Source organism: Microbacterium pseudoresistens (genome assembly GCF_013409745.1).
In the GTDB taxonomy this organism is placed as follows: domain Bacteria; phylum Actinomycetota; class Actinomycetes; order Actinomycetales; family Microbacteriaceae; genus Microbacterium; species Microbacterium pseudoresistens.
This window is the reverse complement of the sequence record NZ_JACCBH010000001.1, coordinates 1,193,903-1,216,051: the sequence shown is the minus strand read 5'-3', so window position 1 is coordinate 1,216,051 and position 22,149 is coordinate 1,193,903. Positions and strand designations below refer to the sequence as shown.

21 protein-coding genes and 2 pseudogenes are annotated in these 22,149 nt (G+C 66.5%); 11 read left to right on the top strand and 12 right to left on the bottom strand.

Features of this window, described 5'->3' with window-relative positions; all coding sequences use genetic code 11:
- Window positions 1-45: 45 nt before the first annotated feature.
- The 10 genes from BKA02_RS05975 to BKA02_RS05930 form a co-directional block, all read right to left on the bottom strand.
- Window positions 46-519 (bottom strand): Zn-ribbon domain-containing OB-fold protein, encoded by a 474-nt coding sequence (locus BKA02_RS05975; protein ID WP_218844464.1) that lies wholly within the window; start codon window positions 517-519, stop codon window positions 46-48.
- On the bottom strand, window positions 512-1,663 hold the full coding sequence (locus BKA02_RS05970) for a thiolase domain-containing protein (RefSeq protein WP_179432201.1): 1,152 nt from the start codon (window positions 1,661-1,663) through the stop codon (window positions 512-514). Before BKA02_RS05970 ends, BKA02_RS05975 begins: the two co-directional genes overlap by 8 nt.
- Window positions 1,660-3,036: a 3-oxoacid CoA-transferase gene (locus BKA02_RS05965; protein WP_179432199.1), complete on the bottom strand. Its 1,377-nt coding sequence runs from the start codon at window positions 3,034-3,036 to the stop codon at window positions 1,660-1,662. Before BKA02_RS05965 ends, BKA02_RS05970 begins: the two co-directional genes overlap by 4 nt.
- Window positions 3,037-3,076: 40 nt before the next feature.
- Window positions 3,077-3,790, bottom strand: a complete 714-nt coding sequence (locus BKA02_RS05960; protein WP_179432197.1) for an enoyl-CoA hydratase/isomerase family protein — start codon at window positions 3,788-3,790, stop codon at window positions 3,077-3,079.
- Entirely contained in the window at window positions 3,787-4,191 is a 405-nt protein-coding gene (locus BKA02_RS05955; RefSeq protein WP_179432189.1) for a Zn-ribbon domain-containing OB-fold protein, read from the bottom strand. The genes BKA02_RS05960 and BKA02_RS05955 overlap by 4 nt, the downstream gene beginning before the upstream one ends.
- A 46-nt stretch (window positions 4,192-4,237) precedes the next feature.
- Window positions 4,238-5,380 (bottom strand): thiolase family protein, encoded by a 1,143-nt coding sequence (locus BKA02_RS05950; RefSeq protein ID WP_179432187.1) that lies wholly within the window; start codon window positions 5,378-5,380, stop codon window positions 4,238-4,240.
- The gene (locus tag BKA02_RS05945) at window positions 5,377-6,738 is read right to left on the bottom strand and encodes a CapA family protein (RefSeq protein ID WP_179432185.1); all 1,362 of its coding nucleotides are present in this window, start codon (window positions 6,736-6,738) and stop codon (window positions 5,377-5,379) included. Before BKA02_RS05945 ends, BKA02_RS05950 begins: the two co-directional genes overlap by 4 nt.
- On the bottom strand, window positions 6,735-8,255 hold the full coding sequence (locus tag BKA02_RS05940; RefSeq protein ID WP_179432183.1) for a tripartite tricarboxylate transporter permease: 1,521 nt from the start codon (window positions 8,253-8,255) through the stop codon (window positions 6,735-6,737). Before BKA02_RS05940 ends, BKA02_RS05945 begins: the two co-directional genes overlap by 4 nt.
- Before the next feature lie 4 nt (window positions 8,256-8,259).
- Window positions 8,260-8,742 (bottom strand): tripartite tricarboxylate transporter TctB family protein, encoded by a 483-nt coding sequence (locus tag BKA02_RS05935; protein ID WP_179432181.1) that lies wholly within the window; start codon window positions 8,740-8,742, stop codon window positions 8,260-8,262.
- Window positions 8,743-8,811: 69 nt separating this feature from the next.
- Window positions 8,812-9,768, bottom strand: coding sequence for a tripartite tricarboxylate transporter substrate binding protein (locus tag BKA02_RS05930; protein WP_179432179.1), 957 nt, complete (start codon window positions 9,766-9,768; stop codon window positions 8,812-8,814).
- Window positions 9,769-10,092: 324 nt separating this feature from the next.
- On the opposite strand from BKA02_RS05930, the gene BKA02_RS05925 reads away from it, so the two are divergent.
- From BKA02_RS05925 to BKA02_RS05885, 9 genes are read left to right on the top strand one after another with little or no spacing between them, the layout of a single operon-like run.
- Window positions 10,093-10,836 carry a GntR family transcriptional regulator gene (locus BKA02_RS05925; RefSeq protein WP_179432177.1) on the top strand — a complete coding sequence of 248 codons (744 nt, stop codon included), beginning with the start codon at window positions 10,093-10,095 and terminating at the stop codon, window positions 10,834-10,836.
- 6 nt (window positions 10,837-10,842) lie between these two features.
- Window positions 10,843-12,258 (top strand): MmgE/PrpD family protein, encoded by a 1,416-nt coding sequence (locus BKA02_RS05920; protein ID WP_179432175.1) that lies wholly within the window; start codon window positions 10,843-10,845, stop codon window positions 12,256-12,258.
- Entirely contained in the window at window positions 12,255-13,421 is a 1,167-nt protein-coding gene (locus BKA02_RS05915; RefSeq protein WP_179432173.1) for a CoA transferase, read from the top strand. Before BKA02_RS05920 ends, BKA02_RS05915 begins: the two co-directional genes overlap by 4 nt.
- Window positions 13,418-14,587 carry a CaiB/BaiF CoA transferase family protein gene (locus tag BKA02_RS05910; protein WP_179432171.1) on the top strand — a complete coding sequence of 390 codons (1,170 nt, stop codon included), beginning with the start codon at window positions 13,418-13,420 and terminating at the stop codon, window positions 14,585-14,587. Before BKA02_RS05915 ends, BKA02_RS05910 begins: the two co-directional genes overlap by 4 nt.
- Window positions 14,584-15,363: an enoyl-CoA hydratase/isomerase family protein gene (locus BKA02_RS05905; protein WP_179432169.1), complete on the top strand. Its 780-nt coding sequence runs from the start codon at window positions 14,584-14,586 to the stop codon at window positions 15,361-15,363. Before BKA02_RS05910 ends, BKA02_RS05905 begins: the two co-directional genes overlap by 4 nt.
- Window positions 15,363-16,190, top strand: a complete 828-nt coding sequence (locus tag BKA02_RS05900; protein ID WP_179432167.1) for an N-acyl homoserine lactonase family protein — start codon at window positions 15,363-15,365, stop codon at window positions 16,188-16,190. The genes BKA02_RS05905 and BKA02_RS05900 overlap by 1 nt, the downstream gene beginning before the upstream one ends.
- Entirely contained in the window at window positions 16,174-17,067 is an 894-nt protein-coding gene (locus BKA02_RS05895) for an SDR family NAD(P)-dependent oxidoreductase (RefSeq protein ID WP_179432165.1), read from the top strand. Before BKA02_RS05900 ends, BKA02_RS05895 begins: the two co-directional genes overlap by 17 nt.
- Window positions 17,068-17,071: 4 nt before the next feature.
- A complete protein-coding gene (gene pcaC, locus BKA02_RS05890) occupies window positions 17,072-17,464 on the top strand; it encodes a 4-carboxymuconolactone decarboxylase (RefSeq protein ID WP_179432163.1) in 393 nt (130 codons plus the stop codon).
- Complete coding sequence (locus BKA02_RS05885; protein WP_179432161.1) at window positions 17,451-18,341, top strand: NAD(P)-dependent oxidoreductase; 891 nt, start codon at window positions 17,451-17,453, stop codon at window positions 18,339-18,341. Before pcaC ends, BKA02_RS05885 begins: the two co-directional genes overlap by 14 nt.
- Window positions 18,342-18,496: 155 nt before the next feature.
- On the opposite strand, the gene BKA02_RS05880 is transcribed toward BKA02_RS05885, so the two are convergent.
- Complete coding sequence (locus BKA02_RS05880) at window positions 18,497-18,664, bottom strand: type 2 periplasmic-binding domain-containing protein (RefSeq protein ID WP_179432159.1); 168 nt, start codon at window positions 18,662-18,664, stop codon at window positions 18,497-18,499.
- A gap of 77 nt (window positions 18,665-18,741) precedes the next feature.
- Here BKA02_RS05880 and BKA02_RS05875 point away from each other — a divergent pair.
- Both BKA02_RS05875 and BKA02_RS14320 read left to right on the top strand, forming a co-directional pair.
- Window positions 18,742-19,940: pseudogene (locus BKA02_RS05875) on the top strand (IS3 family transposase).
- Window positions 19,941-20,064: 124 nt separating this feature from the next.
- Window positions 20,065-20,409: pseudogene (locus BKA02_RS14320) on the top strand (transposase); the annotation flags it as partial.
- A 290-nt stretch (window positions 20,410-20,699) separates the two neighbouring features.
- Here the strand turns inward: BKA02_RS14320 and dnaB are convergent.
- On the bottom strand, window positions 20,700-22,079 hold the full coding sequence (gene dnaB, locus BKA02_RS05865; RefSeq protein WP_179432155.1) for a replicative DNA helicase: 1,380 nt from the start codon (window positions 22,077-22,079) through the stop codon (window positions 20,700-20,702).
- Window positions 22,080-22,149: the final 70 nt, after the last annotated feature.

Here is a 22,149-nt window from a genome sequence, read left to right as displayed (position 1 = left end):
CCTCCGGATCGACCTCGAACCGAACAGTGAGGATACCCGAAGCACTCATGGCGCACCGCCCGACGAATCGACGTGCGCAGACTCTCCCTCCACCGGCCGGAACCGCACGATGACGTCATCACCAGCGCGATGTACGACACCACGCACTCGCACGCCGATCTCGACGGAGTCGACATCGGCATCCACGATGTTAGTGAGAATACGAGGCCCCTCCGCGAGTTCGACGTACGCGACGATGTACGGGCCGATCTCCTGATACTTCTTGTTGAACCCCTTGCCACGACGATTCACGGTGAAGCTGTACACGACACCATCGCCAGACGCCGACACCCAGTCGACATCGAATGATCCACACTTCGGGCAGTACGGGCGGGGAGACCAGACGACGAACTCGCACCTGCGGCAATGCGGCAGCAGTAGCTCGCCTACGCGCAGCGCCTCCCAGAACACGGACATCTCGGGCTGAATCTGCGGCGGCGGCACCGGCAGGTTCAGGCCGTCCTCGACGATCTCAAGCATCCTCCACCCCCAGAATCACGGTCGAACTGCCCATCCTGGTCCCCAGTTGTCCGCCGGTGCCGTGAACCAGGACGAGTTCGCAATCCGGCACCTGCACGGCCGGTGTCGTTTCGCCGCGCACCTGTCGCACGGCCTCGATGAGCCGCATCATGCCGCCCTTGCCCGGATGGTTGTTGCACAGCCCCCCGCCGTCGGTATTCACCGGCAGGCGGCCCGATGCCAAGAGGCCACCGTCGGCGACGAAGCGACCACCATCACCCTTCTCGCAGAAGCCCAGGTCTTCGATGGTTTCGATCACGGTGATCGTGAACGAGTCGTAGATCGACGCGTAGTCGATGTCGCTCGGGCTGATGCCCGCTTCCTCGAACGCGCGGGGACCGGTGAAACGGGCACCCGTATAGGTGAGATCGACCCGGCCTAGGTCGGTGCCCTTCACCGTCTCAGCCTGGCCGAGCACCTTCGCGCCGACGCGATTCAGCCGCGCCTTCACGGCCGGACTGACCACGACCACCGCGCCGGCGCCATCGGTCACGACGCAGCTGTCGAGGCGGTGCAACGGGTCGCTGAGCATCGGCGAGTCGAGCACCTCCTCCACCGTGATCGGCCTCTGGATGAAAGCATTCGGATTGTGCTGCGCATGCAGAGACGCCGAGGCTTTCACCCACGCAAGTTGCTCGCTGGTCGTCCCGAACTCGTACATGTGCCGCCGGGCAGCAAGGGCATACGAGCCCATCGTGTTCAGGCCGTACACCTCCTCGAAGGGGCCCTCGGGATTGAAGCCGCGGTTTCGCTCGCCGGGAGCGCTGCGGGCACGCTGCGCAAGTGTGATCAACACCACTTCGCACTGCCCGCGAACGATCGCCGCAGCGGCGTGACCGAGCTGCACGAGCGGCGACGACCCGCCGGTCATCGTGGTGTCGACCCAGCGCAGGTTGCGCAAGCCCAGGTACTCCGACATCGCCAGCGGCAGCGCATCGAGGTCGGCCGTGCAAGCGAAGCCATCGACATCCTCCATGGTGAGACCGGCATCGGCGAGGGCTGCGACAGCGACCTCGGCAGTCAGCTGCGCGGTCGAGCGATCAGGGATGACCCTGTCTGGAGACTCGTACGCGCCGACGATATAAGCTCCGCCTTTGCTGCTCATGGCTGCTGGTCCAGGAGCGGGAAGCCGGTGATAGCACGCACCGCGTCGGGAGTGAACCCGGGCGCAAGCTGCTCAATGCGGAAGCCCTCCGGGCCACGACGGAACACGCCGACATCGGTGACCACCGCATCCACGCATCGCGCGCCGGTCAGCGGAAGCGTGCAGCGCTCGATGAGCTTGTGCGCACCCTTGCTGCTGCGGTGCTCCATCATGATCACGAGCGTGGAGGCGCCGGCCACCAGGTCCATCGCGCCGCCAATGCCACCCATCACCGGGTCACCCAGGCTGTAGCTGGCGAAGCTGCCCGCGGCATCCACCTCATACGCGCCGAGTACGACGTAGTCGAGCCGGCCGCCGCGAGCGATCTCGAACGAGGTGACGCTATCGAAGAACGAGGTACCGGGCCGCACGGTCACGTCGTTGCCGCCGGCGTCGAACACATCGGGGTCGGCGTCCGGACCTTCGACCGCCCGGCCATAGCCGAGGATGCCGTTCTCGCCGTGCAGGATGATATTCCGGTCGCCCACGTTCTGCGCGATGAGCGCCGGCATCCCTGAACCGATGTTCACGTAGCTGTCATCGGGAATGATCCCGATGACACGCTGGGCCATCTCATGCCTGGTCCAGCCTGTGACACCATCGTAATCGCGGCCTTGGTCGGGCGCTCGCCGCAGGCGGATGGTTCCCTTCGCGCTATCGGCTCGCACGGTGCTCGGGACCACGCGAGTGACGAAGACACCAGGCAGGTCGATTTCCTCGGATGGGATCTCGCCGACCTCGACGATTTCGTCTGCCTCGATGATCGTGACCCTAGCCGCCTTCGCCATCGACTGGTTGAAATGGATGTTGCTGCCGCGGAACTGGACGTTGCCGGCGCGATCGGCGCGCCAGGCGCGGGCAAAGGTGTAGTCGACCGGCAGAGCCGGCTCGAAGACGAACTCGCGGCCGTCGAAGGTGCGCTTCTCCTTGCCGTCAGACAGCGGCGTACCCGCCCCGACCGGGGAGTAGAAGCCGGCCATCCCGGCGGCGGCCGCCCGGAGCCGCTCCACGAGGATGCCTTGCGGAACCAGCTCGACCTCGATCAGGCCTGCGGCGATCTGCTCGTCCGAAGGACTGATCAGTCCAGGGCGAGACGAGAACGAGCAGACGAGGCGGGCCACCTGCCGATTCTCGACCAGCAGCTGGGCGCGAAGGTGCCCGGATGACCCGAGCGAGTTGCAGACTACCGTCAGGTTGCGTACACCCCGGTCCCGCAGCGCGACGATGAGGCTGGCCGCGATCCCCTTGCTGAGGCCGAAGCCGGTCAGTGCGACGGATGCGCCATCCGGGATGTCGCGCACCGCGGCGGCCGCGCTCTCGACGACCTTATCCATCAGCTCACTCTCCAATCGCGTTTCGGAAGACGGCCACGCATCACGTGAGCCTCCTGGTGAGAGCGGAGATCAGCACGCCCTCGTTCAGGGCCGCGGACCAACCCCGTTGAGCGAGCTCGTGGATGGCGCGCTTCGCGAAGCCGAGCGTCGGAGCCGGCCAAGCGGCGATCTTGTCCGCGAGTTCGCGCGCCGACAAGATCAACTCATCGTGAGACACGACCCGGTTGACAATGCCCCACCGCTGCGCGGTGAACGCGTCCACGGGCTCGGCGGTGAGAATGAGCTCGGCAGCGTGCTTCGGCGCCACGGTGAGCAGGCTGCTCGAACCAGACAGCGCTGGGAAGCTGCCGAACGACAGCTCGGGAGCGCCGAACCGCGCCCGCCCGGAGGCGATCGCCAGCTCTGCGGCGTTGACCAGGGTCAGCCCGCCGCCGAGAGCAGCGCCGTTCACGGCCGCGATCACGACCGACGGGGTGCGACGGATCGCCTCGATGGTGTCCAGCCAGTGCTGAGCATCTTCCGCGCCGAGGGTGTCCGACCACTTCGGATCGCGCCGCTCATTGAGATCCACTCCGGCGCAGAACGCCGGGTCGGCGCCGGTAAGCACGACGACCTTGCGCTCCTCGTTCGCGACGAACGCCCGCCGTAGTTGCAGCGACAGCTCACGATTGACGGCGTTGCGCTTCTCCGGGCGGTTGAGTGTGACGATCGCGACGTCACCATGGGTCTCGACGGTAACCAACTGCTCGGTCATCGGTTTGCCTCCGCGTAGGCGAACCGCGGAAGCCGGTGCCCGTTCGCGTCTTCGACGTCGTCGAAGACGAGATGCAGGGTCTCGCCGACCCTGGGGTCCCGCTCAGTCGTCTGGATCGACGAGATCATCCGCGGCCCTTCCGCCAATTGCACCATGGTCACCAGGTAGGGCGGGGTGAGAGCCGGATCGGTGAAGTACTTGCGGTGCATCCGCAACCATGACCACACGACCGCACGGCCGCTGACCGGCTCCCAGTGCAGGTCCCTACTCAGGCAGGTGTTGCAACGCAGGCCTGGCGGGAACAGCCAACTGCCGCAGCCTGCGCAGTGCTGCAGGCGCAACTCGCCCCTGGAACAGTAGTCCCAGTAGGTCTCGTCCGGGGTCAGTGGTTCGCTTGTCATGTGTCCTCCGTTTGGGTGCGACAGGCCTGTGTGCGGTGGGCGCGGATCACTCCAGCCGCCGGAAGATGTGCGAGGTGATGATCGGCGACGCGCAGATGTACTGCACGACGTCGACATCCTTGAGCTGCTTGCCTGCCGAGTCGCCGCGCAGTTGCCGCACCGCCTCAGCGTGCAGTGCCCAGCCCTGCATGTAGCCCTCCGAGGTGTGGCCACCGCTCGTGTTGATGGCGAGAGCGTCGGGCGACTCGAAGTCCTGGTCGACGAACCGCCACCCCTCACCCGGCTCACAGAACCCGAAGCCCTCCAGCGAGAACAGGATTGTGGGAGTGAAGTTGTCGTAGATCTGCACGCACTTGATCTGGTCGGGGCCGACGCCCGACTTCTCACGCAGGTCTGCCGCGACGGCGCGAGACGACTCCAGCCAATAGTCGTCGCTCGCATAGAAGTTGGTGACGTCACCGCGACCCGCGGTGGCGCTGAGCACGACCACCGGGCCCCCGAGCTTGCGTGCCCGCTCCACGGTGGTGACGATCAGGGCGACCCCACCGTCGTTGATGAGGCAATAGTCGAGCAGCCGCAGAGGTTCGGCGATGTACGACGCGTCGAGATAGGTCTGCTTGTCGAACGGCTCCCGGAACACCGCATCAGGATTCAAGGATGCGTTGCAGCGATTGTTCATCGCCAGCGGGGCGAGCGCGCCATCCGGCACTCCATAGGTTTCCGTGTAGCGCTGCCACATCAGCGCAAGGGACGCACCAGGGGATGTCATGCCGTACGAAGCGTCGTACAGCCCGGTCGGCGACGGTGTCTCGCCGCCGTACTTCGCACCCGCAGAGCGACCGTTGTTGCCGTACACGAGGGCGATCGTCGTTGCCAGCCCGCTCTGGATCGCAGCGGCGGCGAGCTGCAGAGAGACGCCGCTCATCCGACCTGCGCCGTCGAAGCCGTTGAGCACCTTCGGACGCTGGATGCCCAGGACATCGGCCATGCGGATGTACGAAGGCACCCGGGCGCTGAACAGGCCGTCGATCTCGTCTTTCTCGATGCCCGCATCAGCAAGCGCAAGCGCGAACGCGTCAGCCGCGAGATCGTATGCCGAGTGCGTCGCATCCTTCTTCTCGAACAGTTGGCGGAACGATGTGGTGCCGACCCCGATGATTGCAATCTGATCGCGCTCGTGAATACTCAAGTTCCGAATTCTCCTCTGTGCTCTCGCGCCGGGTCCGTCCCGGCGGCCACAATGCCTCTGCCATTCGCCTCACGAACGCGGGTGCCATACGGGGCGCTCAACTCGTCGACGCGCGACAGAATTGCGGTTGCGGTCTCGGGCCGGGCGAGCCGCGGCACGTCGCCGTGCTCGCCCGGTAGGCGATGCCGGTCGTACGGCACCAGCTCGACCCCGGTCACCACGAAGGCATCGTCGAAGGAGACGGTCGCGAGGTAGCCGCCGTCGACCGGGCCGGCTCGGTAGCCTCCGGGCGGGCTGACCACGCTACGTCCTTTCACGTTGCGAGCACTCAGCACGTCGGCGATTCCGTCGCCGGGCGCCGCCTGCTGACGTTCATAGAAGCCCTGCGGCAGGCGGGTGACATGGCGTGACTGCATGAACAACTCGCCCGGGTCGTAGAAGATGACTCCGTCGCGGTGAAGCTCGACCCCGCGAAACGGTGCGTGGCTCCCTTCGGCGACCACCACGGCCGCGCCCGCGTCGATGCACGCGCGTGCGAACTCCGCGATGAACGCGGGTGGATGCTCGAGTCCGGTCTCTGGGTCCCATTCGTGGTTGTGGATGTGCACGATCGCAACGTCGGACCGCGCCGCCGCATCTCGTACCGCCGCCAGGTTCCCGTGCCAGTCGGCGGGGTCGGCGACGATCCGTGCACCGTCGACGTCGTCGTCGACCTCGAAGCGGCGGATGCTGTTGTGCAGTCCCGGCGGGTGCACGAGCCAGCGGTCGGTGGCCGACTGTTCGCACCAGAACCCCAGCTCGGTGGCGAGCTGCTCGATCCGCCTCATCGTCGCCGTATCCACTCGGTGCTGGAACCGCAGCGGGTTCACTCCCGATCGCCCGCCGATACCGCCGCGCGCCGATGCCGCGATCGCCGATGCGGGCACAGAGCTCGACATCGATACCAACGCGAACTTTCGGCCGCGATCGAAGAAGAACGCCGGCGCCCGCGCCGTGTCGAGGTCAGAGCCGGTCCCTGCGTGCGGAATGCCGGCACGCTCGAGCGCGGCCCAGGTGCTGACCAGGCCGCCCGTGCCGTAGTCACCGGCGTGGTTGGAGGCGAGCGATACCGCATCGATGCCGAGCCAAGCCAGTTCCTCGGTCACTGCGGCGGGCGAGCGCATCCAGGTCCAGCCGGCCTCGGCGGCGGGGTGAAGGGCGGGGCCGGCATAGTCGTGGATGAGGCTCTCGAAGTGGGTTACCGCCACCGTCGAGTCCTGCAGCACCGACATCAGTTGCAGAAACCGCGTGTCTTCGATGTCGCGGATGCGGTGGTTGATGATGCTGTCACCGGTGATGGTGAGCGTGAACGCGGTCATTCGTCCTCCAGCAGCGCGGGGGCCAGACGGCGACCCTTGAGCCTGCGCCGGATGCTGACGAATCCGACCGCCAGCAGGGCGATCGCAACCGCTGCCCAAAGGAAACCGGCGACCCCCGAAACGAAGGCGAACGGGTCGCCCTGTCCCAGGTAGAGCACCTGGATGAAGTACTTCTCGATCAACGGCCCGAGTACGAGGCCGAGCAGCAGCGCCGCAAGGCTCATGTCGAGCCGGTGCAGGAGGTAGCCGAGCAGACCGAACACGAACAGCGAGTAGACATCGAACATGCTGTTGCGATAGCTGTAGGCCCCGACCACGGCGATTACCATGATCATCGGAACCAGGTAATGCCGGCGGATCCGGAGCACCGACGCCCACACGCCGACCAGCGGAACGTTCAGGATCAACAGCACCACGTTGGCGATCACGGTCGCGCCGACGACACCCCAGAACAGTTCGGGATGCTGCGTGATCAGCAGCGGGCCCGGTTGAATGCCCTGCACCTGCATCGCGGAGATCACCAGAGCGAGGGTGGCCGAGAAGGGCAGACCGAGAATGAGCAGCGGAATCAGGCCGCCGATGACGGCACTGTTGTTGGCAGCCTCGGGCCCCGCGATGCCCTCGACCGCGCCACTCCCGATCTCTTTGCGGTTCTTGGAGACCGACTTCTCCACCTGGTAGGCGGTGAAGGAGCCGAGGGTGGCTGAAGGTACGGGCAGAAGACCGTACAGGAACCCGATCACGGTGCCGCGACCCCATGGAGCGACGGATCGTCCCCACTCCTCCCGGTTCGGCAGCAGTTCACGAAACGGCACCGGCTTGGGGAAACGCGCCTGGTCCCGGTCCTCGACGACACGGGCGAGTTCGGCCATGCCATACATCCCCACCGCGAGGGCCACGAGGGAGAAGCCGAGCAGCAGGGGAACCGAGCCGAACGTGAACCGCGCCACTCCACTGGCGCCCTCGATGCCGACGGTGCCGAAACCGATCCCGATCGCGAGCGGGAAGAGCCCGGACATCAGGCTGCCGCCGGCGATCCGCGACAGCAAGATGAGCCCGCCGGCGGTGAGGGCGAAGAACTCGGCTGGACCGAACAGCAGCGACCAGTCGCTGAGCACCGGTGCCACGAACGTGAACGCGATCAGTGAGAGTGTGCCGGCGATGAATGAACCGACAGCCATGATGGTCAGCGCCGCACCGGCGCGGCCTCGCTGCGCCATGGCGTAGCCGTCGATGGTCGCTGGGATCGAGCTGGCCTCTCCGGGGATCTTGATGAGCACAGCACTCGTCGAGCTGCCGAACTGGGAGCCGAGGTAGATGGCGATGACCGTGGCAATGCCCACCGCCGGCCCGAACTGGAAGGTGAATGGCAGCACGAGCGCAGACCCGGCGACCGGGCCCACCCCGGGAAGCACGCCGATCAGCGTGCCGACGAACGCACCGAGGAGGGTAGCGATGAGCAGCTCGGGCTGAAGAGCGGCGGCCATGCCGCCGAGCAGGTCGAAGAGGGAGTCCATGTCTTCAGAGCAGGTGGAGGGCCGGGGGCAGGATCGACAGCGGTACTTTGAGCAGTATGACGAACGAGACCGCGACGATGGCCGACAAGGCCGCAGAGGCGATGAGCGGCACGAGCCACCCCTTTCGGCCGAGCGCCTTGATCACCAGCAGGATGTAGAGCGCGGCGCTCAGGAAGAGCCCGAGCACCGGCAGCAGGACGATGAACGCTAGAGTGCCGCCGACGAATATGGCCAACCGTTTGAGTGCCGGGCCGCGGGGGAACTCGATATCCCCCTCGAGAGCGGACGAGACGACGGCCTCGAGGATCATGCCGATCGAGGCGACGATGAGAAAGATGCCGACTACGACAGGAAACACACCCGGGCCGGGGGCGGCAGGTCTACCCATCGATAACTGAAAGGCCATGATCAGGTAGATGGCCCCGATGATCGCGCCTGCAGCACCGACGACGATGCGCCCGCGGCGTTTGGTACCGATGATTCCCACGGTTGTTTCCTTACGATCGATCTGCCGGGTGAGGCGGGGACTCGACTCACGCCGGATCCCCGCCCGCAATCAACTGCCTTGGACGAGCTCGAGATACGGCATCAGCGCATCCTGCTGCTCGTGAATCCAGTTAGTCAATGCATCACCAGTGAGGTTCTTCGGCGTGGTACCGTTCTCGGCACACCACTCCTTCCAGGCGTCGTTATCGAGAACGACGGCCGTCGCATCGAGAATCCGCTGCAACACGTCATCCGGTAGCCCCTTCGGAGCGACCGTCATGTAGGCACCCTCGAAAGGAACGTAGTAGCCGTCGGAGTCGAACGTCGGCGTGTCGGGCAGGTCGTGGAAGTCCTCCGAACCGCTGACCGCCAAGGCTTTCATCTCGCCACTCTCGACCTGACCGACGACGCCGGAGGCGCTAGCGACCAGCGCCTGAACCTGTCCGCCGAGCAAGGCACGCTGACCCTCGGTCGAACCGTCGAACGGAATCGGAGTCACATCGATGCCTGCCTCGGCCGCGAACGCGTGGATCACAAACGTGTTGATGGCCAGTCCGCCGGTGGTCGCGATCTGCACCTCACCTGGGTGGTCCTTCGCATAGTCGACCAGGTCCCCGAGGCTGTTCCACTCCGAGTCGCCACCGACCAGCAGGGCGAACGGTCCGGTGCCGGTGAGCGCGATCGGTGTGTAGTTGTCGGTGGACGCGGTGGCGATGCTGTCGTCCACCAGCGGCTGGATGAGGATCGCGCCCGGCGCGCCGAAGCCGAGCGTGTAACCATCGGGCTCGGCTGTGACCGCCGCGGTCACACCGACCAGACCGCTGCCCCCAGCCTGGTTCATCGGCACGACGGTGCCGCCGAGCTCGGCGCCGAGCTGGCTGGCGAACTCGCGGCCGGCGGTGTCAGTGGCACCGCCCGGGTCATAGGGAATGATGTACGTGATCTGGCGATCCGGGTATGTGCTGGTGGGACCCTCCGTCTCGGGCCCAGCCTCTCCGCCGGACGAGCACGCGGCCAGACCGACCATCGATGCGACTGTGACGGTCGCGACCGCCGCCTGCCGCAGAGCCTTCGCTGCGGACTTCCTGCTGAGTGACATCTTTGCCTCCAGGTGTGAAACGGCTCATGCGTGCTCGAGGCGATTGGGTCGGAGCCTGGGCCCGTCACCATACCGTCCTCATTGCCGCGCGTTCGCGCTTGTCATACGAACTTACAGACTGGCTAGCAGGCACGCAAGCGGAAATCTTGACACCCCAACCTTAATTAGGGGGATGCTGCCGATCCTGCTTCCGAGTTTCGAGTCATGGGAAGGTTTTCTTTGTCTGACAACGAATGCTAGGGTGGGCACACCATGAGTGAGCCCACCATCGAATCGCCTCCGTCATCCGTTGGGCTGGGCGGTCTGGGTGGACCGCGCCGGTATGCGGTTGCTCCGGTACGCGAGAGCGTCGCCGACCAGATCCGGTCCGCTATCACCAAACTGGAGCTCAAGCCCGGTCAGCGATTGATCGAGCGTGAACTCGTCGAGGCGATCGGCGTTTCGCGCCCCACGATCCGCGAGGCTCTCCAGCAGCTCGCCGCCGAAGGTCTCGTCACGACCGAGCGGGGTCGCGGCTGGTCAGTCGACATGCCGACCCGCGAGGAGACCGCCGATCTCTACGAGATCCGAGCCCGGCTGGAGGGGATGGCTTGCCGCCGCTTCACCGAGCGGGCGACGGAAGCGCAGGTGGGGCAACTGCGCGAAGCCGTCGACGGTCTCGCCGCACTCGTCGCGGACGGCGCGGCCAGCCTTGAGTTGGTGTCAGGCAAGGACGCCTTCTACGAGGTGCTGTTCGTCGGCGCAGGCGGCGACGAGATCAAGCGGATCGTCACTGGGCTGCAAGCGCGGATCACGGTGTTCCGATCCACGACCCTGCGGCAGCGCGGCCGGCCGGCGCGCATGGTGGAAGAGATGCGCGCGATCGTCACCGCTGTCGAGAAACGTGATCCGGATACCGCTGAGCGAGCCTGCGTGCGCCACGTGCGTGAAGCCGCTCGCGCTGCGCTTGGGTCATCCGCCGTCGTGTTCGGCCCGTCGGACACTCCTGTCGCATAGGACCACATGCTTCCTGCCACCGAAGGACTGACCGCCGACGCCGCCCGGTTCGTGCTGGGCTCGATGCCCTCTGACCCTGCGCTGCGCCGTGCTGCTGCCGCGCCGATCATCGATTCGGTCGCCGTGATGCTCGCGGGCCGCACAAGCGAGGCTGGGCAGGCAATCGGCGCATACGCACGACTCGGCGACCCACGGCCTTCTGGGTCTGCGTGGGCCGCGGCACTCGGCGGCAGCGCCTCACCGGAGCTCGCAGCACTCCTGAACGCCACCCAGGGACATGCGCTGGATTATGACGATGCACTGCCAGGCTCGGGTCACCTCAGCGTTCCCATTCTCGCGGCGAGCCTGTCGGCGGCTGCCATCGCAGGGCGGCCAGTCGATGGAGCCGAGTTGATCTCGGTGTTCGCCGTCGGGTTCGAGGTCGCAGCCAAGACAGGTGTCGCGCTCGGGCTGTCGCACTACAAACGCGGGTACCACACGACCGTCACGGGAGGCACCTTCGGCACCACGGCGGCCGCCGCCCGCGTCCTCGGTCTGACCGAGCGTGAGTTGGTCACGGCGTTCGGCATCGCAGGATCGATGGTCGCCGGGCTCATGCTGAACTTCGGTACCAGCACGAAACCGCTGCACAGCGGGCTCGCGGCCCGCAACGGCGTGACCGCCGCGATGCTGGCGAGGTCGGGTGCCACAGCAAGTGGTGGCGTGCTCGAGAGTGCCGGTGGCGTACTCGACCTGTACGGCTTCGGAGAGGCTCGGCCAGAAGCGATGGGCAGCCTCGGCGCTCCGTGGGCATTGCTCGAGCCGGGTACCGGACTCAAACTCTACCCCTGCTGCTATGCCGCTGCTCGGCCGCTTGACGCGATTCTCGGCCTGCGGTCGAAGCACGGGTTCACGGGTGACGACATCGAGACCATCAGATGTGCGGTGCCCAAGAACGGACTGCGCCCGATGATTCACCACCGCCCGGAGACCGGACTGAAAGCGAAATTCAGCATGGAGTACACGCTCGCTGCGGCCGCGCTCGACGGGCGGCTCGACCTCGCCTCGTTCGAAGACGAAGCAGTGTGGCGACCGGCGGTTCGTCGGCTGATGGAGAAGGTTCAGCTCGTCGAGGAACGAATGCTGCGACCAGAGGACCCGGATGCGCTGCGCAGCAGCCCGGCCACCGGCGGGCGCGTCGAGGTTACCGTAGCGCTCCGCGACGGACGTGTGCTGGAAGCGGCCGTCGAGCATCCCGAAGGGTCACCGGCGAAGCCGTTGTCTGACGAGCGGCTGCGTGGGAAGTTCCTCGCCTGCGCGGCGAACGGGGGGTTCCCGGCCGTCGCAGCGCGCGACGTGCTGCGACGGCTCATGACACTGGAGCAGGTTCCCGACGTGCTCGAGTTGGTACGCGACCTTCGACCGTCGGAGGTGCAGCTGTGACGAGCGCGCTCGCGGGCCTCACTGTGGTGGAGATCGGCGGTTCCGAAACCCTATACGCGGGCAAGCTGTTCGCCGATCAGGGCGCTGACGTGGTTCTGGTGGAGCCGTCAGGAGGCCATCCGTCTCGTCGCCGGCAACCGCTCGTCGGCACTCAGGATGCCGAAGCTCAGGATGACGTCGCCTCGGCCGCATTCACGTACCTCAACGGAGCCAAACGCTGCGTGGAACTGCCCGAGAACGACGCCGCGGCGCGAGCGGCGCTCCAACAGCTCATTGGATCGGCCGATGTCGTGCTCGGCGGCGGCAGTCCGGCACGCCTGATCGGCCTGGGGGTCGATCCGGACCGTTTGTCGGCCGACCGACTGGTTGTCACCGTTACGCCGTTCGGCTGGACCGGTCCTTGGCGTGACCTCGCGGCCGATGAGCTCGTGCTCAATGCGATGGGCGGCATGATGAGCCTTGGCGGTTACTGGGATGGGCGGCCGCTGCAACCCCCGGCCGGTCTCGCCTATGCCTCTGCCGGCCTGTTCGCGGCCGTCGGCGCGATGACGCATCTCCTCGACGCAGAAGTGCGACCGGGACACGTCGACGTCTCGGTGCAAGAGAGTGTCGTCATGGGTCTGGAGAACGCCGCACAGTTCTGGGATCTCGAGCACACGGTTCGCGGACGCAGTGGCGCGAAGGATACCCAGGTCGGGCGGGGCGTCTACGCCTGCGGCGACGGCTATGTATACCTGATGCTAGGACTTTCGGCCGGCTCCGCCTTCTGGGCTCGCTTCCTCAACTGGCTCGACGACTGGCAGGTGGAGGGCCGCGAGGCACTCGCGGGCGAGTGCTGGAGCGAACGCGGGTTCATCGAGAGCGATGCCGCGAAACGCCTGTTCCGCGACGTCGTGGAGACCATGCTGCGGCAGCACACCCGACGGGAGCTGACCGAGGCGGCACGGCGGTACGCGGTGCCGGTCGCACCCGTCAACCGTCTGGAGGATGTTTTTGCCGATGAACAGTTGGAGGCGCGCGGCTACTTCGTCGACGTACCCCGATCCGATTGGCGGCACGGACCGGGTCGCGCGCCAACTGCCCCGTACCGGCTGAGCCGAACCGCTGCGTCGACCCGTTACGCGCCGCAGGATCGGCAACCATCGACAGGGGGGTCACGATGAACTCTGGCGCTCCGCTGAAGAACGTGCGGGTGATCGATTTCTCGTGGGTCGGTGCCGGTTCGTATCTGACCCGCATCCTGGCTGACCTCGGCGCAGACGTCGTAAAGGTGGAGAGCACCACACGCGTCGATCAGATCCGCGTCTCACCACCGTTCATGGGCGGCGAGCGCGGTGTCGACCGCAGTGGGTACTTCGCCGACCGCAACTCGAGCAAGCGCAGCATCACCGTCGACCTCAAGCAGCCGCGGGGGCTTGAACTGGTGCTGGGCCTGATCGAGGATGCGGATGTCGTCGCCAACAACTTCGCGCCTGGCGTTATGGAGAAGCTGGGGCTCGGATACTCGGCGGTGCGCGAACGCCGAGCCGACGTCGTCTACGTGACGATGTCGATGCAGGGGTCCGACGGTCCGCACGCCGCCGACGTCGGCTACGGACTCACGATCGGAGCGTTGAGCGGCCTGCACGGACTCGTCGGCGAGCCCGGTCGACCCCCGATCGGCACGTCCACCAACTTTCCTGACCACGTGCCGAGCCCAGGCCACGCCGCTTTCGGAGTGCTGTGCGCCCTCCGCCACCGCGCCGCGACCGGAGAGGGCCAGCTCCTTGAGCTCTCGCAAGTCGAGGCGACCGTCGCGATGCTCGGCCCGAACATGCTGGCGGCCAGTGTCGGCGACCGGAGCGGCGCCCAGGCGAATGAGGGTCCTGGCCCGGTGCACGATGTCTATCCCGTCGCGGGAGACGACCGGTGGATCGCTATATCGGCGCAGTCGCCGGCAGATCTCCAAGCGCTGACCGCGGTGCTCGGGGCGGATCGCTCCGAGGCCCTGCACCCGGGCGGGATCGCTAAGCACACCAGAGTTCTCGACGGCGAGGCGCTCATGGCCGAACTTCAGCGAGCCGGCGTGAAGGCCGGTCTCGTGCAGAACGCCCGCGACCTGATCGAGACCGACCCGCAGCTCGCCCACCGCGGCCACTGGGTGCGGTTGCCACGCGAAGGTGTCGGCGAGTTTCTCTACAACGTGCTCCCCTTCCGGCTGAGCGACCATGACGTGACGCCGTCGCGCGGCTTCCCCGCCCTTGGCGAGCACACCGCAGAGGTGTTGGCTGAAGCCGGCTTCAGCCAGGAGGAGATCGATGACCTGACAGCGGCGGAGGTGCTCAGATGACGATTCGCACCGAGCTGGACGGGCGGGTCGCGACGATCACGATCGATCGCCCAGAAGCCGCCAATGCTCTGGATGCCGCAACGCGTCGCGAACTCGTCGGGGCTTGGCGATGGGTCGAGGAGACCGCCGAGATACGCGTCGCCGTCCTCACCGGCGCGGGAGATCGGGTGTTCTGTGCCGGATCGGATCTGCGCGACCCCGCGCTTGACGACTTCGACTATGCGTCCGACGAGCTCTTCGGTAGCCCACCGCGAGAGCACTTCCATCGCGAGCTGCAGACCACCAAACCGATGATCTGCGCGATCAACGGTCATGCGCTCGGCGGTGGACTCGAACTCGCCCTGCTGGCCGACATACGGATCACCGCCGACCACGCCGAGTTCGGCTGTCCCGAGGTGACGGTGGGCAGTATGCCCGGCGCGGGCGCGACGCAGCGCCTGCCACGACTGATCGGCACCTCCGCAGCCGCGGGGATGCTGCTCACCGGCAGCAGGATCGACGCGACCGAGGCGCTTCGACTCGGCCTGGTGAGCGAGAGCGTCCCGGTATCGGGACTGCAGGCAAGGGCAGCCGAGCTGGCGGCCGGCGTGGCGCGCAATGCTCCCCTCTCGGTGCGCGCCACGCTCCGAGCGCTGCGCGCCGCCGACGAGTGGCCACTCGAGCACGGCCTCGAGCTCGAACGGCACCTGTTCGGGCTCATCCGCTCGACCCGCGATCGGGCCGAGGGTCGCGCGGCCTTCCGCGAGCGCCGCGACCCTGACTTCGAGGGCCGCTGATGGCGGGCACCGAGGTAGGGCACCACTGGGAGGTGCTGATCGTACGGTATGCGACCTGGGCGACCAGCCTCAGCGACCTCTACCTGCATCACGGCATCTACGGCGAGCCCGACGGTCCCGGGGCGATGGACTACTACTTCTGGATCGCCCGCAACGGCGACCACACCGTGGTGATCGACACCGGATACCGGGTGTCAGACGGCGATGCCCGCGGGCGCACCACGCTGGTCGACCCTCGTTCGGTTCTGGCCGAGCTAGTGCCGCAAGGTCAGACGGATGTCGTGGTCACCCATTGCCACTACGACCACGTCGGCAACCTCGGCGCGCTACCCGGCAGTCGCGTGTTCATCGCACGGGACGAGTACGAGTTCTGGACCGACCCGATCGCGAGCCGTCCGCTGTTCAGTACTAGCGCCAGCACCGCGGGAATGGCCGAGTTGGAGCGAGCGCAACGGGAAGGACGGCTGACCACCTTCTCCTACAGTATCGAGATCCAACCCGGGGTCACGGCGGTGCGGGTCGGCGGCCACACACCTGGGCAGTCGATCGTGTTCGTCGACACCGCCGACGGGCGCGTGCTGCTGGCTTCGGACTCCATCCATCTCGACGACGAGCTGGAACTGGACCGGCCGTTCCGCATCAGTGCGGACCTGCCGGCGCACTATCGGGCACTGGAGCTGGCGCGTCGGATGCGGGACACCGGCGAGGTCACACACGTGATCACCGGGCATCAGCCCGGAATCCTGGCCGCATATCCGCCGGCTGGTGAGGGCCCCGACGGACTCGTCGGCGTCATCGGAAGGAAGCAGCATGACCGCATCGGATGACGGCAAGCGCCGTGCGAGCCGATCCGTCGTCGTGACGGGCGCCGCCAGCGGACTGGGTACAGCCGCCGCACGGCGCCTCGCGGCCAGCGGTCTCCACGTTGTGGCGGTCGACCTCGATGAAGCCGGCCTCGAACGCCTCATGGCCGAGCTGCCGACGCCAGGCATCGCGGTAGCGGGCGACATCTCTGACGAGAGCACCGTCGACCGGTATCTCGCCGCGGGCGTGGACGCTTTCGGCCGCATCGACGGGCACGTGCTCAACGCGGGAATCTTCGGGTCGTTCGCCGAACTGCCCGACATCGAGCTGGTCGAGTTCGAGCGGGTCATGAAGGTCAACGTCTCCGGACAGTTCCTCGGGCTACGCGGCGCGTTCCGCCAGTTCGCGGAGCAAGGTACCACTGGGTCGATCGTGCTCACGGCATCCATCGCCTCACTCGGCGGCAGCGCCGACCTCTTCGCCTACCACACCTCGAAGCACGCGGTCGTCGGGCTCGTGCGAGCGAGCGCGGTCTATGGCGGCCCGCTCGGCATCCGAGTGAACGCCGTCGCGCCGGGCATCGTGCCCACCCAGCTGTTCGCCAGCGGCGGCGCAGCGCGCGGCGGCATCGACGACATGGCGCTGCGCGCATCGACGACCCCACTGCGTCGAGCCGGCGAAGCGGATGAGGTGGCAGCTGCCGTGGAGTATCTCCTCGGCGACGGCGCCTCATACGTCACGGGACAGGTGCTCTCGGTGGATGGAGGCGCCACCGCCGTGAATCCGGTGCGCCCATCCGGTGGTGCCGGCGCCTGGGACGCAACTGCGTTCGACGCATCCTTCTATCAACGCGCGCCGAATCGCGCTGACCGCGGCGCATTCTCATCAGAAAGGCACTGACGACATGTTCGACGAAGACACCCACAAGGAGACGTACGATCGCGGACTCGCCGTTCGGCGCACGGTGCTCGGCGACGACTACGTCGACCGTTCGCTCGCGTCGACGAACCCATTCACGAAGCCGATACAAGACCTGGTGACCGAGTACTGCTGGGGAGGCGTGTGGACGCGAGACGGTTTGCCCCTGAAAACCCGCAGCCTGCTGAATATCGCGATGCTGACCGTGCTCAACCGCGGGCACGAGTTGCGCACTCATGTGCGAGGTGCCCTCACCAACGGTGCCACCTCGGAGGAGATCCAAGAGGTTCTGCTGCAGGCCGCGATCTACGCAGGCGTGCCTGCGGCTCTCGAGTCGTTCCGGATCGCTGACGGCGTGATCAACGATGCCGGAGTTTGAGACGCACGTCGCCCTGGTCGGGCTCGGCCGAATGGGCACGCCGATGGCGTTGCGTCTTCAGGACGCCGGCTACCCGCTGATCGGGTTCGACGCCTCCGCGGAGGCGCTGGCTTCAGCGTCGCGGGCAGGGATCACCACGGCCGGCAGCGCCGCTGAAGCCATCATGGGCGCCAAGGTCGTCATTCTCATGCTGCCGAGTTCCGACATCGTGGAGGCTGTGATCGGCGATGCGGACGTAGCGGCGGCGGTCAGGCCCGGCCAGCGCGTGATCGACATGGGATCGTCCGAACCGACGCGCACGACACGGCTGGGCGCGGAACTCGCTGCACGCGGCGTCGAACTCTACGACGCGCCGGTCTCGGGTGGCGTGAATGGGGCAATGGCCGGCACGCTCACGGTGATGGCTGGCGGCGAACCCGACGGCTTGCGTGAGCTCACCCCGCTGCTCTCGGTGTTCGGGCGACTGGTCGTGGTGGGACCGCTGGGCTCCGGTCACGCCATCAAAGCGCTCAACAACCTTTTGTCGGCGACTCACCTCTGGGCGACGAGTGAGGCGGTGTATGCAGCGCAGGAGTTCGGAGTCGAGCCCGACGTGGCACTTGCGGTGTTCAACAGTTCGAGCGGGCGCAGCGGTTCGTCGGAACGCAAGTGGCCAGACTTCATCCGCACCGAGTCCTACGATTCTGGTTTCGCACTTTCGCTCATGTTGAAGGATGTCGGGATCGCCACCGGCCTTCTCGATTCGCAGGGCAGGCAGTCGGCGGTGGCTGACGCGGTGCGAGATGGATGGGCCGCTGCGTCGGCCTACCTCGGCCCCTCGGCCGACCACACGGAGGTCGCCAAGTTTCTCAGGCTGCGAGCCTCTGGACGCGGGTGATCGTGGGCGTGCTTCAGCGAACGCCGCAGCGGTCACGACGACGGTGTCACGCATCGCTGCGGCCGCCACGTTCAGCGGGTGCCACGAAGCTGATCGTGCGCGTGAGGGTGCGTCCGCCAGCCGCGCCGACCGCAGACCCGGGCTTTCGATGAGCACTATGACGGGCACGACCGCGACCCCAGGCCACGCTCGACGAGCCGGAGCACGGCATCCATCTCCCCGCCTTTGAGCACGACGATCGGCTGCAGTCCGGTTGTCGCGAACGTCTGGTCGGTGGTCGGCCGCAGGTCGTAGCTGTCGGCGTGCGGTCGGGCGGCGAGCAATCAAGCGGGAATGCTGAGCCTTTGGTTGACTCCGGGACTGCTTTGATCTGAGTGATCGGGGCGGGAAGGATGTAGTGATGCCGGTGAAGTTTTCGGAGGAGTTCAAGCGCGACGCGGTCGCTCTGGTGCTCACGCAGGGGATGTCGCAGAAGCAGGTCTGTGCGGACATGGGGATCTCGAAGTCGGCGTTGCAGGCGTGGGTGCGTAATGCCGAGCTGGCGGGTCGCGGGATCGCGCCCGCGGCGTCGGGCGACATAACCGGGCAGCGTGAGCAGGCGAAGATGCTCAAGCGGATCCGCGAGTTGGAGATGGAGAACGAGATCCTCCGGAAGGCTGCGGCGTATCTGTCGCAGGCGAACCTTCGGATCGGGTCCGCGTCCCCAAAATAGTGTTCCCGCTCGTCCGTGAACTGGCCGCGGCCGGCACCCGTTCTGGGGTGTCGGTCGCGGTGGCGTGCAGGGTCCTCGGCTTCTCCAAGCAGGCGTACTACCAGTGGCTGCGCAACCCGGTCAGCGATCGCGACTGGGAAGAGGCGCATCTGATCAACGCCGCCCGAGACGTGTGGGACGAGGACCGCTGCCAAGGGTACCGGCTCATCGCGGACGAGCTCATCGATGACGGCTGGCAGGTGTCGGAACGGCGCGTGTGGCGGGTGTGCTCGCAGGAAGGCATGTTCTCGGCCGCGCACCGCCGCAAGGGCCGGAGGAAGCTTCGCCGGCCGGGGCCTGCCGTGCACGACGATCTGGTAAACCGCGAGTTCACTGCTGTGGCGCCGAACCGGTTGTGGCTCACCGACATCACCGAACATCGAACCGGTGAGGGCAAGGTGTATCTGTGCGCCGTCAAGGACATGTTCAGCAACCGGATCGTGGGCTACTCGATCAGCGACCGGATGAAGGCCCGACTGGCCGTCGACGCGCTCGAGGACGCCATCGGACGCCGCGGAAACCCGGTCGGGGTGATCGTGCATTCGGACCGAGGCAGTCAATTTCGCAGCCGCCGATTCCGGCGCACGCTGCGGCGCCACAAGCTCCGCGGATCGATGGGTCGGGTGGGCGCGTGCGCGGACAACGCAGCGATGGAGAACTGGTTCAGCCTGCTGCAGAAGAACGTTTTCAACCCGCAGCAATGGGCCACCCGCGAGGAGCTTCGCCTCGCGATCGTGTACTGGATCGAAGCCCGCTACCACCGGCGGCGACGTCAACGCCGACTCGGGAAGTTGACCTCGATCGAGTTCGAGACCATCATGAAAGACCCCGCCTGCCTGGCGGGATAAGGAAACGAGTCAACCAAAGGCTCAGCATTCCCAGCGGAACGTCGCCTCGACGCTCAAAGCCGACATCCTGCCGCTCCAAGCGTTGAACATGGCCGCGTGGGCTGCGGACGGGAACCTCGACGAGCTCGTCCATCACGCCGACCACGGGTCGAACTACCTCGCCGTGGTCTACACGGACCGGATCGAGGAGCTCGGCGCGACGCCGTCGACCGGAACCGTCGGCGACAGTTTCGATAACGCGATGGCCGAGGCCGTCAACGGGCTCTACAAGACCGAATTGATCCGCCGCCGCGGCCCGTGGCGCACGGTCGAGCAGGTCGAGCTCGCGACGCTCGAATACGTGTGGTGGTGGAACAACCAGCGCCTCCACGGCGAACTCGACATGCGCACTCCCGTCGAGGTTGAGGCCGACTACTACGCTGGCCTCGACAAACCCTTGGGAACACCCGTCTCCCAAGCCGCCCGATAGGAACAAAACTCAGGGCGAATCAAACAACGATCCGGGTCAGTACAGCTAGACGAGACAGCCGGTCGGGAGAACACACTGCTCGTCAGTACGTGGGAGTCGATTGGCTTGTTCGAGCGAATCAACCGCGCTGCCGAGCGGCTTGGCATGGAACCGGAGTAGCTGTCGCTGCGCGTTCCCGGCGTGTGGATGTCTGTCATCAACAGACCCCACGAAGTGCTTGTCATACAGAAATGTCCAGATGGACACACCGTGGACATTTCATCCGCGAAATGGACATTTCTAACTAATCCCTACACCCCGCCGAAGTCCCCACCCGCGGCCATGTCGGCGAAGCGGGAGAAGTGGCCCTGGAAGGCGACGTTGATGGTCGCGGTGGGGCCGTTGCGGTGCTTGGCCACGATGAGGTCGGCCTCGCCGGGGCGCACGTCCTTGTCGTAGACGGAATCGCGGTGCAGCAGGATGACCATGTCGGCATCCTGCTCGATCGACCCCGACTCGCGGAGGTCGCTGATCGCGGGCTTCTTGTCTTGCCGCTGCTCGGGGCCGCGGTTCAGCTGGCTGAGTGCGATGACCGGCACCTGCAGCTCCTTGGCGAGCAGCTTGAGCGCGCGGGAGAACTCCGACACCTCCTGCTGACGCGACTCGACACGCTTGCCGCTGGTCATCAGCTGCAGGTAGTCGATGATGACCATCTTGAGCCCCACGCGCTGCTTGAGCCGGCGGCACTTCGCGCGGATCTCGACGAGGGTCATGTTCGGGCTGTCATCGATGTACAGGGGGGCGTCGTTGATGCGCCCGCGAGTGGAGGCGACGGTGGTCCAATCGCGCTGGTCGAGGGTGCCTTTGCGCATGTTCTGCAGCGGCACGGCGCCCTCGGCGCTGAGCAGACGCATGGCGATCTCGCTCTTGCCCATCTCAAGGGAGAAGAAGATCGACGGCAGGTTGTGGCCGATGGCCGCCGACCGTGCGAGGTCGAGCGCGAGCGTCGACTTGCCCATCGCAGGTCGGGCGGCGATGACGATCATCTGTCCGCCGTGCAGGCCATTGGTGAGGTCGTCGAGCTCGCGGAATCCGGTGGGCACCCCGGTCATCACGCCATCGCGCCCGTTGGCCGCTTCGATCTCGCTGACAGCGGCATCCACGGCGACGGTGAGCGGCACGTAGTCCTCCGCCGTCTCCGTGCCGGTGACCGAGTAGATCTCGGCCTGCGCCGTGTTCACGAGGTCGGTCGCATCGCCCTGACCGTCGTAGCCCATCTGCACGATGCGCGTTCCGGCGTCGACGAGCTTGCGCAGGATGGCACGCTCCGACACGATCCCCGCGTAGTAGCCGGCGTTCGCCGCGGTCGGCACGATCGAGGTGAGGGTGTGCAGGTAGTCGATGCCGCCCGCGCGCTGCAGATTGCCCGTCTTCACCAGCTCGTCGCCGACGGTGATGACGTCGGTGGGCTCGCCGTGCGAGTACAGCGAAAGGATGGCGTCGAAGATCAGCTCGTGCTTGGGGATGTAGAAGTCGGGTCCGCGCAGCGTCTCGATGACGTCGGCGACGGCATCCTTCGACAGCAGCATCCCCCCGAGGGCGCTCTGCTCGGCGATGATGTCGTGCGGTGGTGTGCGCTCGTGCTCACGCCCTCCGCCGAGGCGCTCCTCCGAGATATCGGCGATCGACAAATCGCTGCCTCCTTCTGCGGTGCGCACCCCGTGCGCCGCCTCGAAATCCGTCGTGCTGAACCCGTCGTCC

Bases quoted from the DNA above. Each gene is read 5' to 3' on its own strand.
- BKA02_RS05885 (WP_179432161.1), top strand. From the start codon at position 17,451: ATGCCGGAGTTTGAGACGCACGTCGCCCTGGTCGGGCTCGGCCGAATG.
- BKA02_RS05940 (WP_179432183.1), bottom strand. From the start codon at position 8,255: ATGGACTCCCTCTTCGACCTGCTCGGCGGCATGGCCGCCGCTCTTCAG.
- BKA02_RS05965 (WP_179432199.1), bottom strand. From the start codon at position 3,036: ATGGATAAGGTCGTCGAGAGCGCGGCCGCCGCGGTGCGCGACATCCCG.
- BKA02_RS05930 (WP_179432179.1), bottom strand. From the start codon at position 9,768: ATGGTCGGTCTGGCCGCGTGCTCGTCCGGCGGAGAGGCTGGGCCCGAG.
- BKA02_RS05920 (WP_179432175.1), top strand. From the start codon at position 10,843: ATGCTTCCTGCCACCGAAGGACTGACCGCCGACGCCGCCCGGTTCGTG.
- BKA02_RS05910 (WP_179432171.1), top strand. From the start codon at position 13,418: ATGAACTCTGGCGCTCCGCTGAAGAACGTGCGGGTGATCGATTTCTCG.
- BKA02_RS05970 (WP_179432201.1), bottom strand. From the start codon at position 1,663: ATGAGCAGCAAAGGCGGAGCTTATATCGTCGGCGCGTACGAGTCTCCA.
- BKA02_RS05925 (WP_179432177.1), top strand. From the start codon at position 10,093: ATGAGTGAGCCCACCATCGAATCGCCTCCGTCATCCGTTGGGCTGGGC.
- BKA02_RS05900 (WP_179432167.1), top strand. From the start codon at position 15,363: ATGGCGGGCACCGAGGTAGGGCACCACTGGGAGGTGCTGATCGTACGG.
- BKA02_RS05945 (WP_179432185.1), bottom strand. From the start codon at position 6,738: ATGACCGCGTTCACGCTCACCATCACCGGTGACAGCATCATCAACCAC.
- BKA02_RS05905 (WP_179432169.1), top strand. From the start codon at position 14,584: ATGACGATTCGCACCGAGCTGGACGGGCGGGTCGCGACGATCACGATC.
- BKA02_RS05960 (WP_179432197.1), bottom strand. From the start codon at position 3,790: ATGACCGAGCAGTTGGTTACCGTCGAGACCCATGGTGACGTCGCGATC.
- BKA02_RS05955 (WP_179432189.1), bottom strand. From the start codon at position 4,191: ATGACAAGCGAACCACTGACCCCGGACGAGACCTACTGGGACTACTGT.
- pcaC (WP_179432163.1), top strand. From the start codon at position 17,072: ATGTTCGACGAAGACACCCACAAGGAGACGTACGATCGCGGACTCGCC.
- BKA02_RS05975 (WP_218844464.1), bottom strand. From the start codon at position 519: ATGCTTGAGATCGTCGAGGACGGCCTGAACCTGCCGGTGCCGCCGCCG.
- BKA02_RS05895 (WP_179432165.1), top strand. From the start codon at position 16,174: ATGACCGCATCGGATGACGGCAAGCGCCGTGCGAGCCGATCCGTCGTC.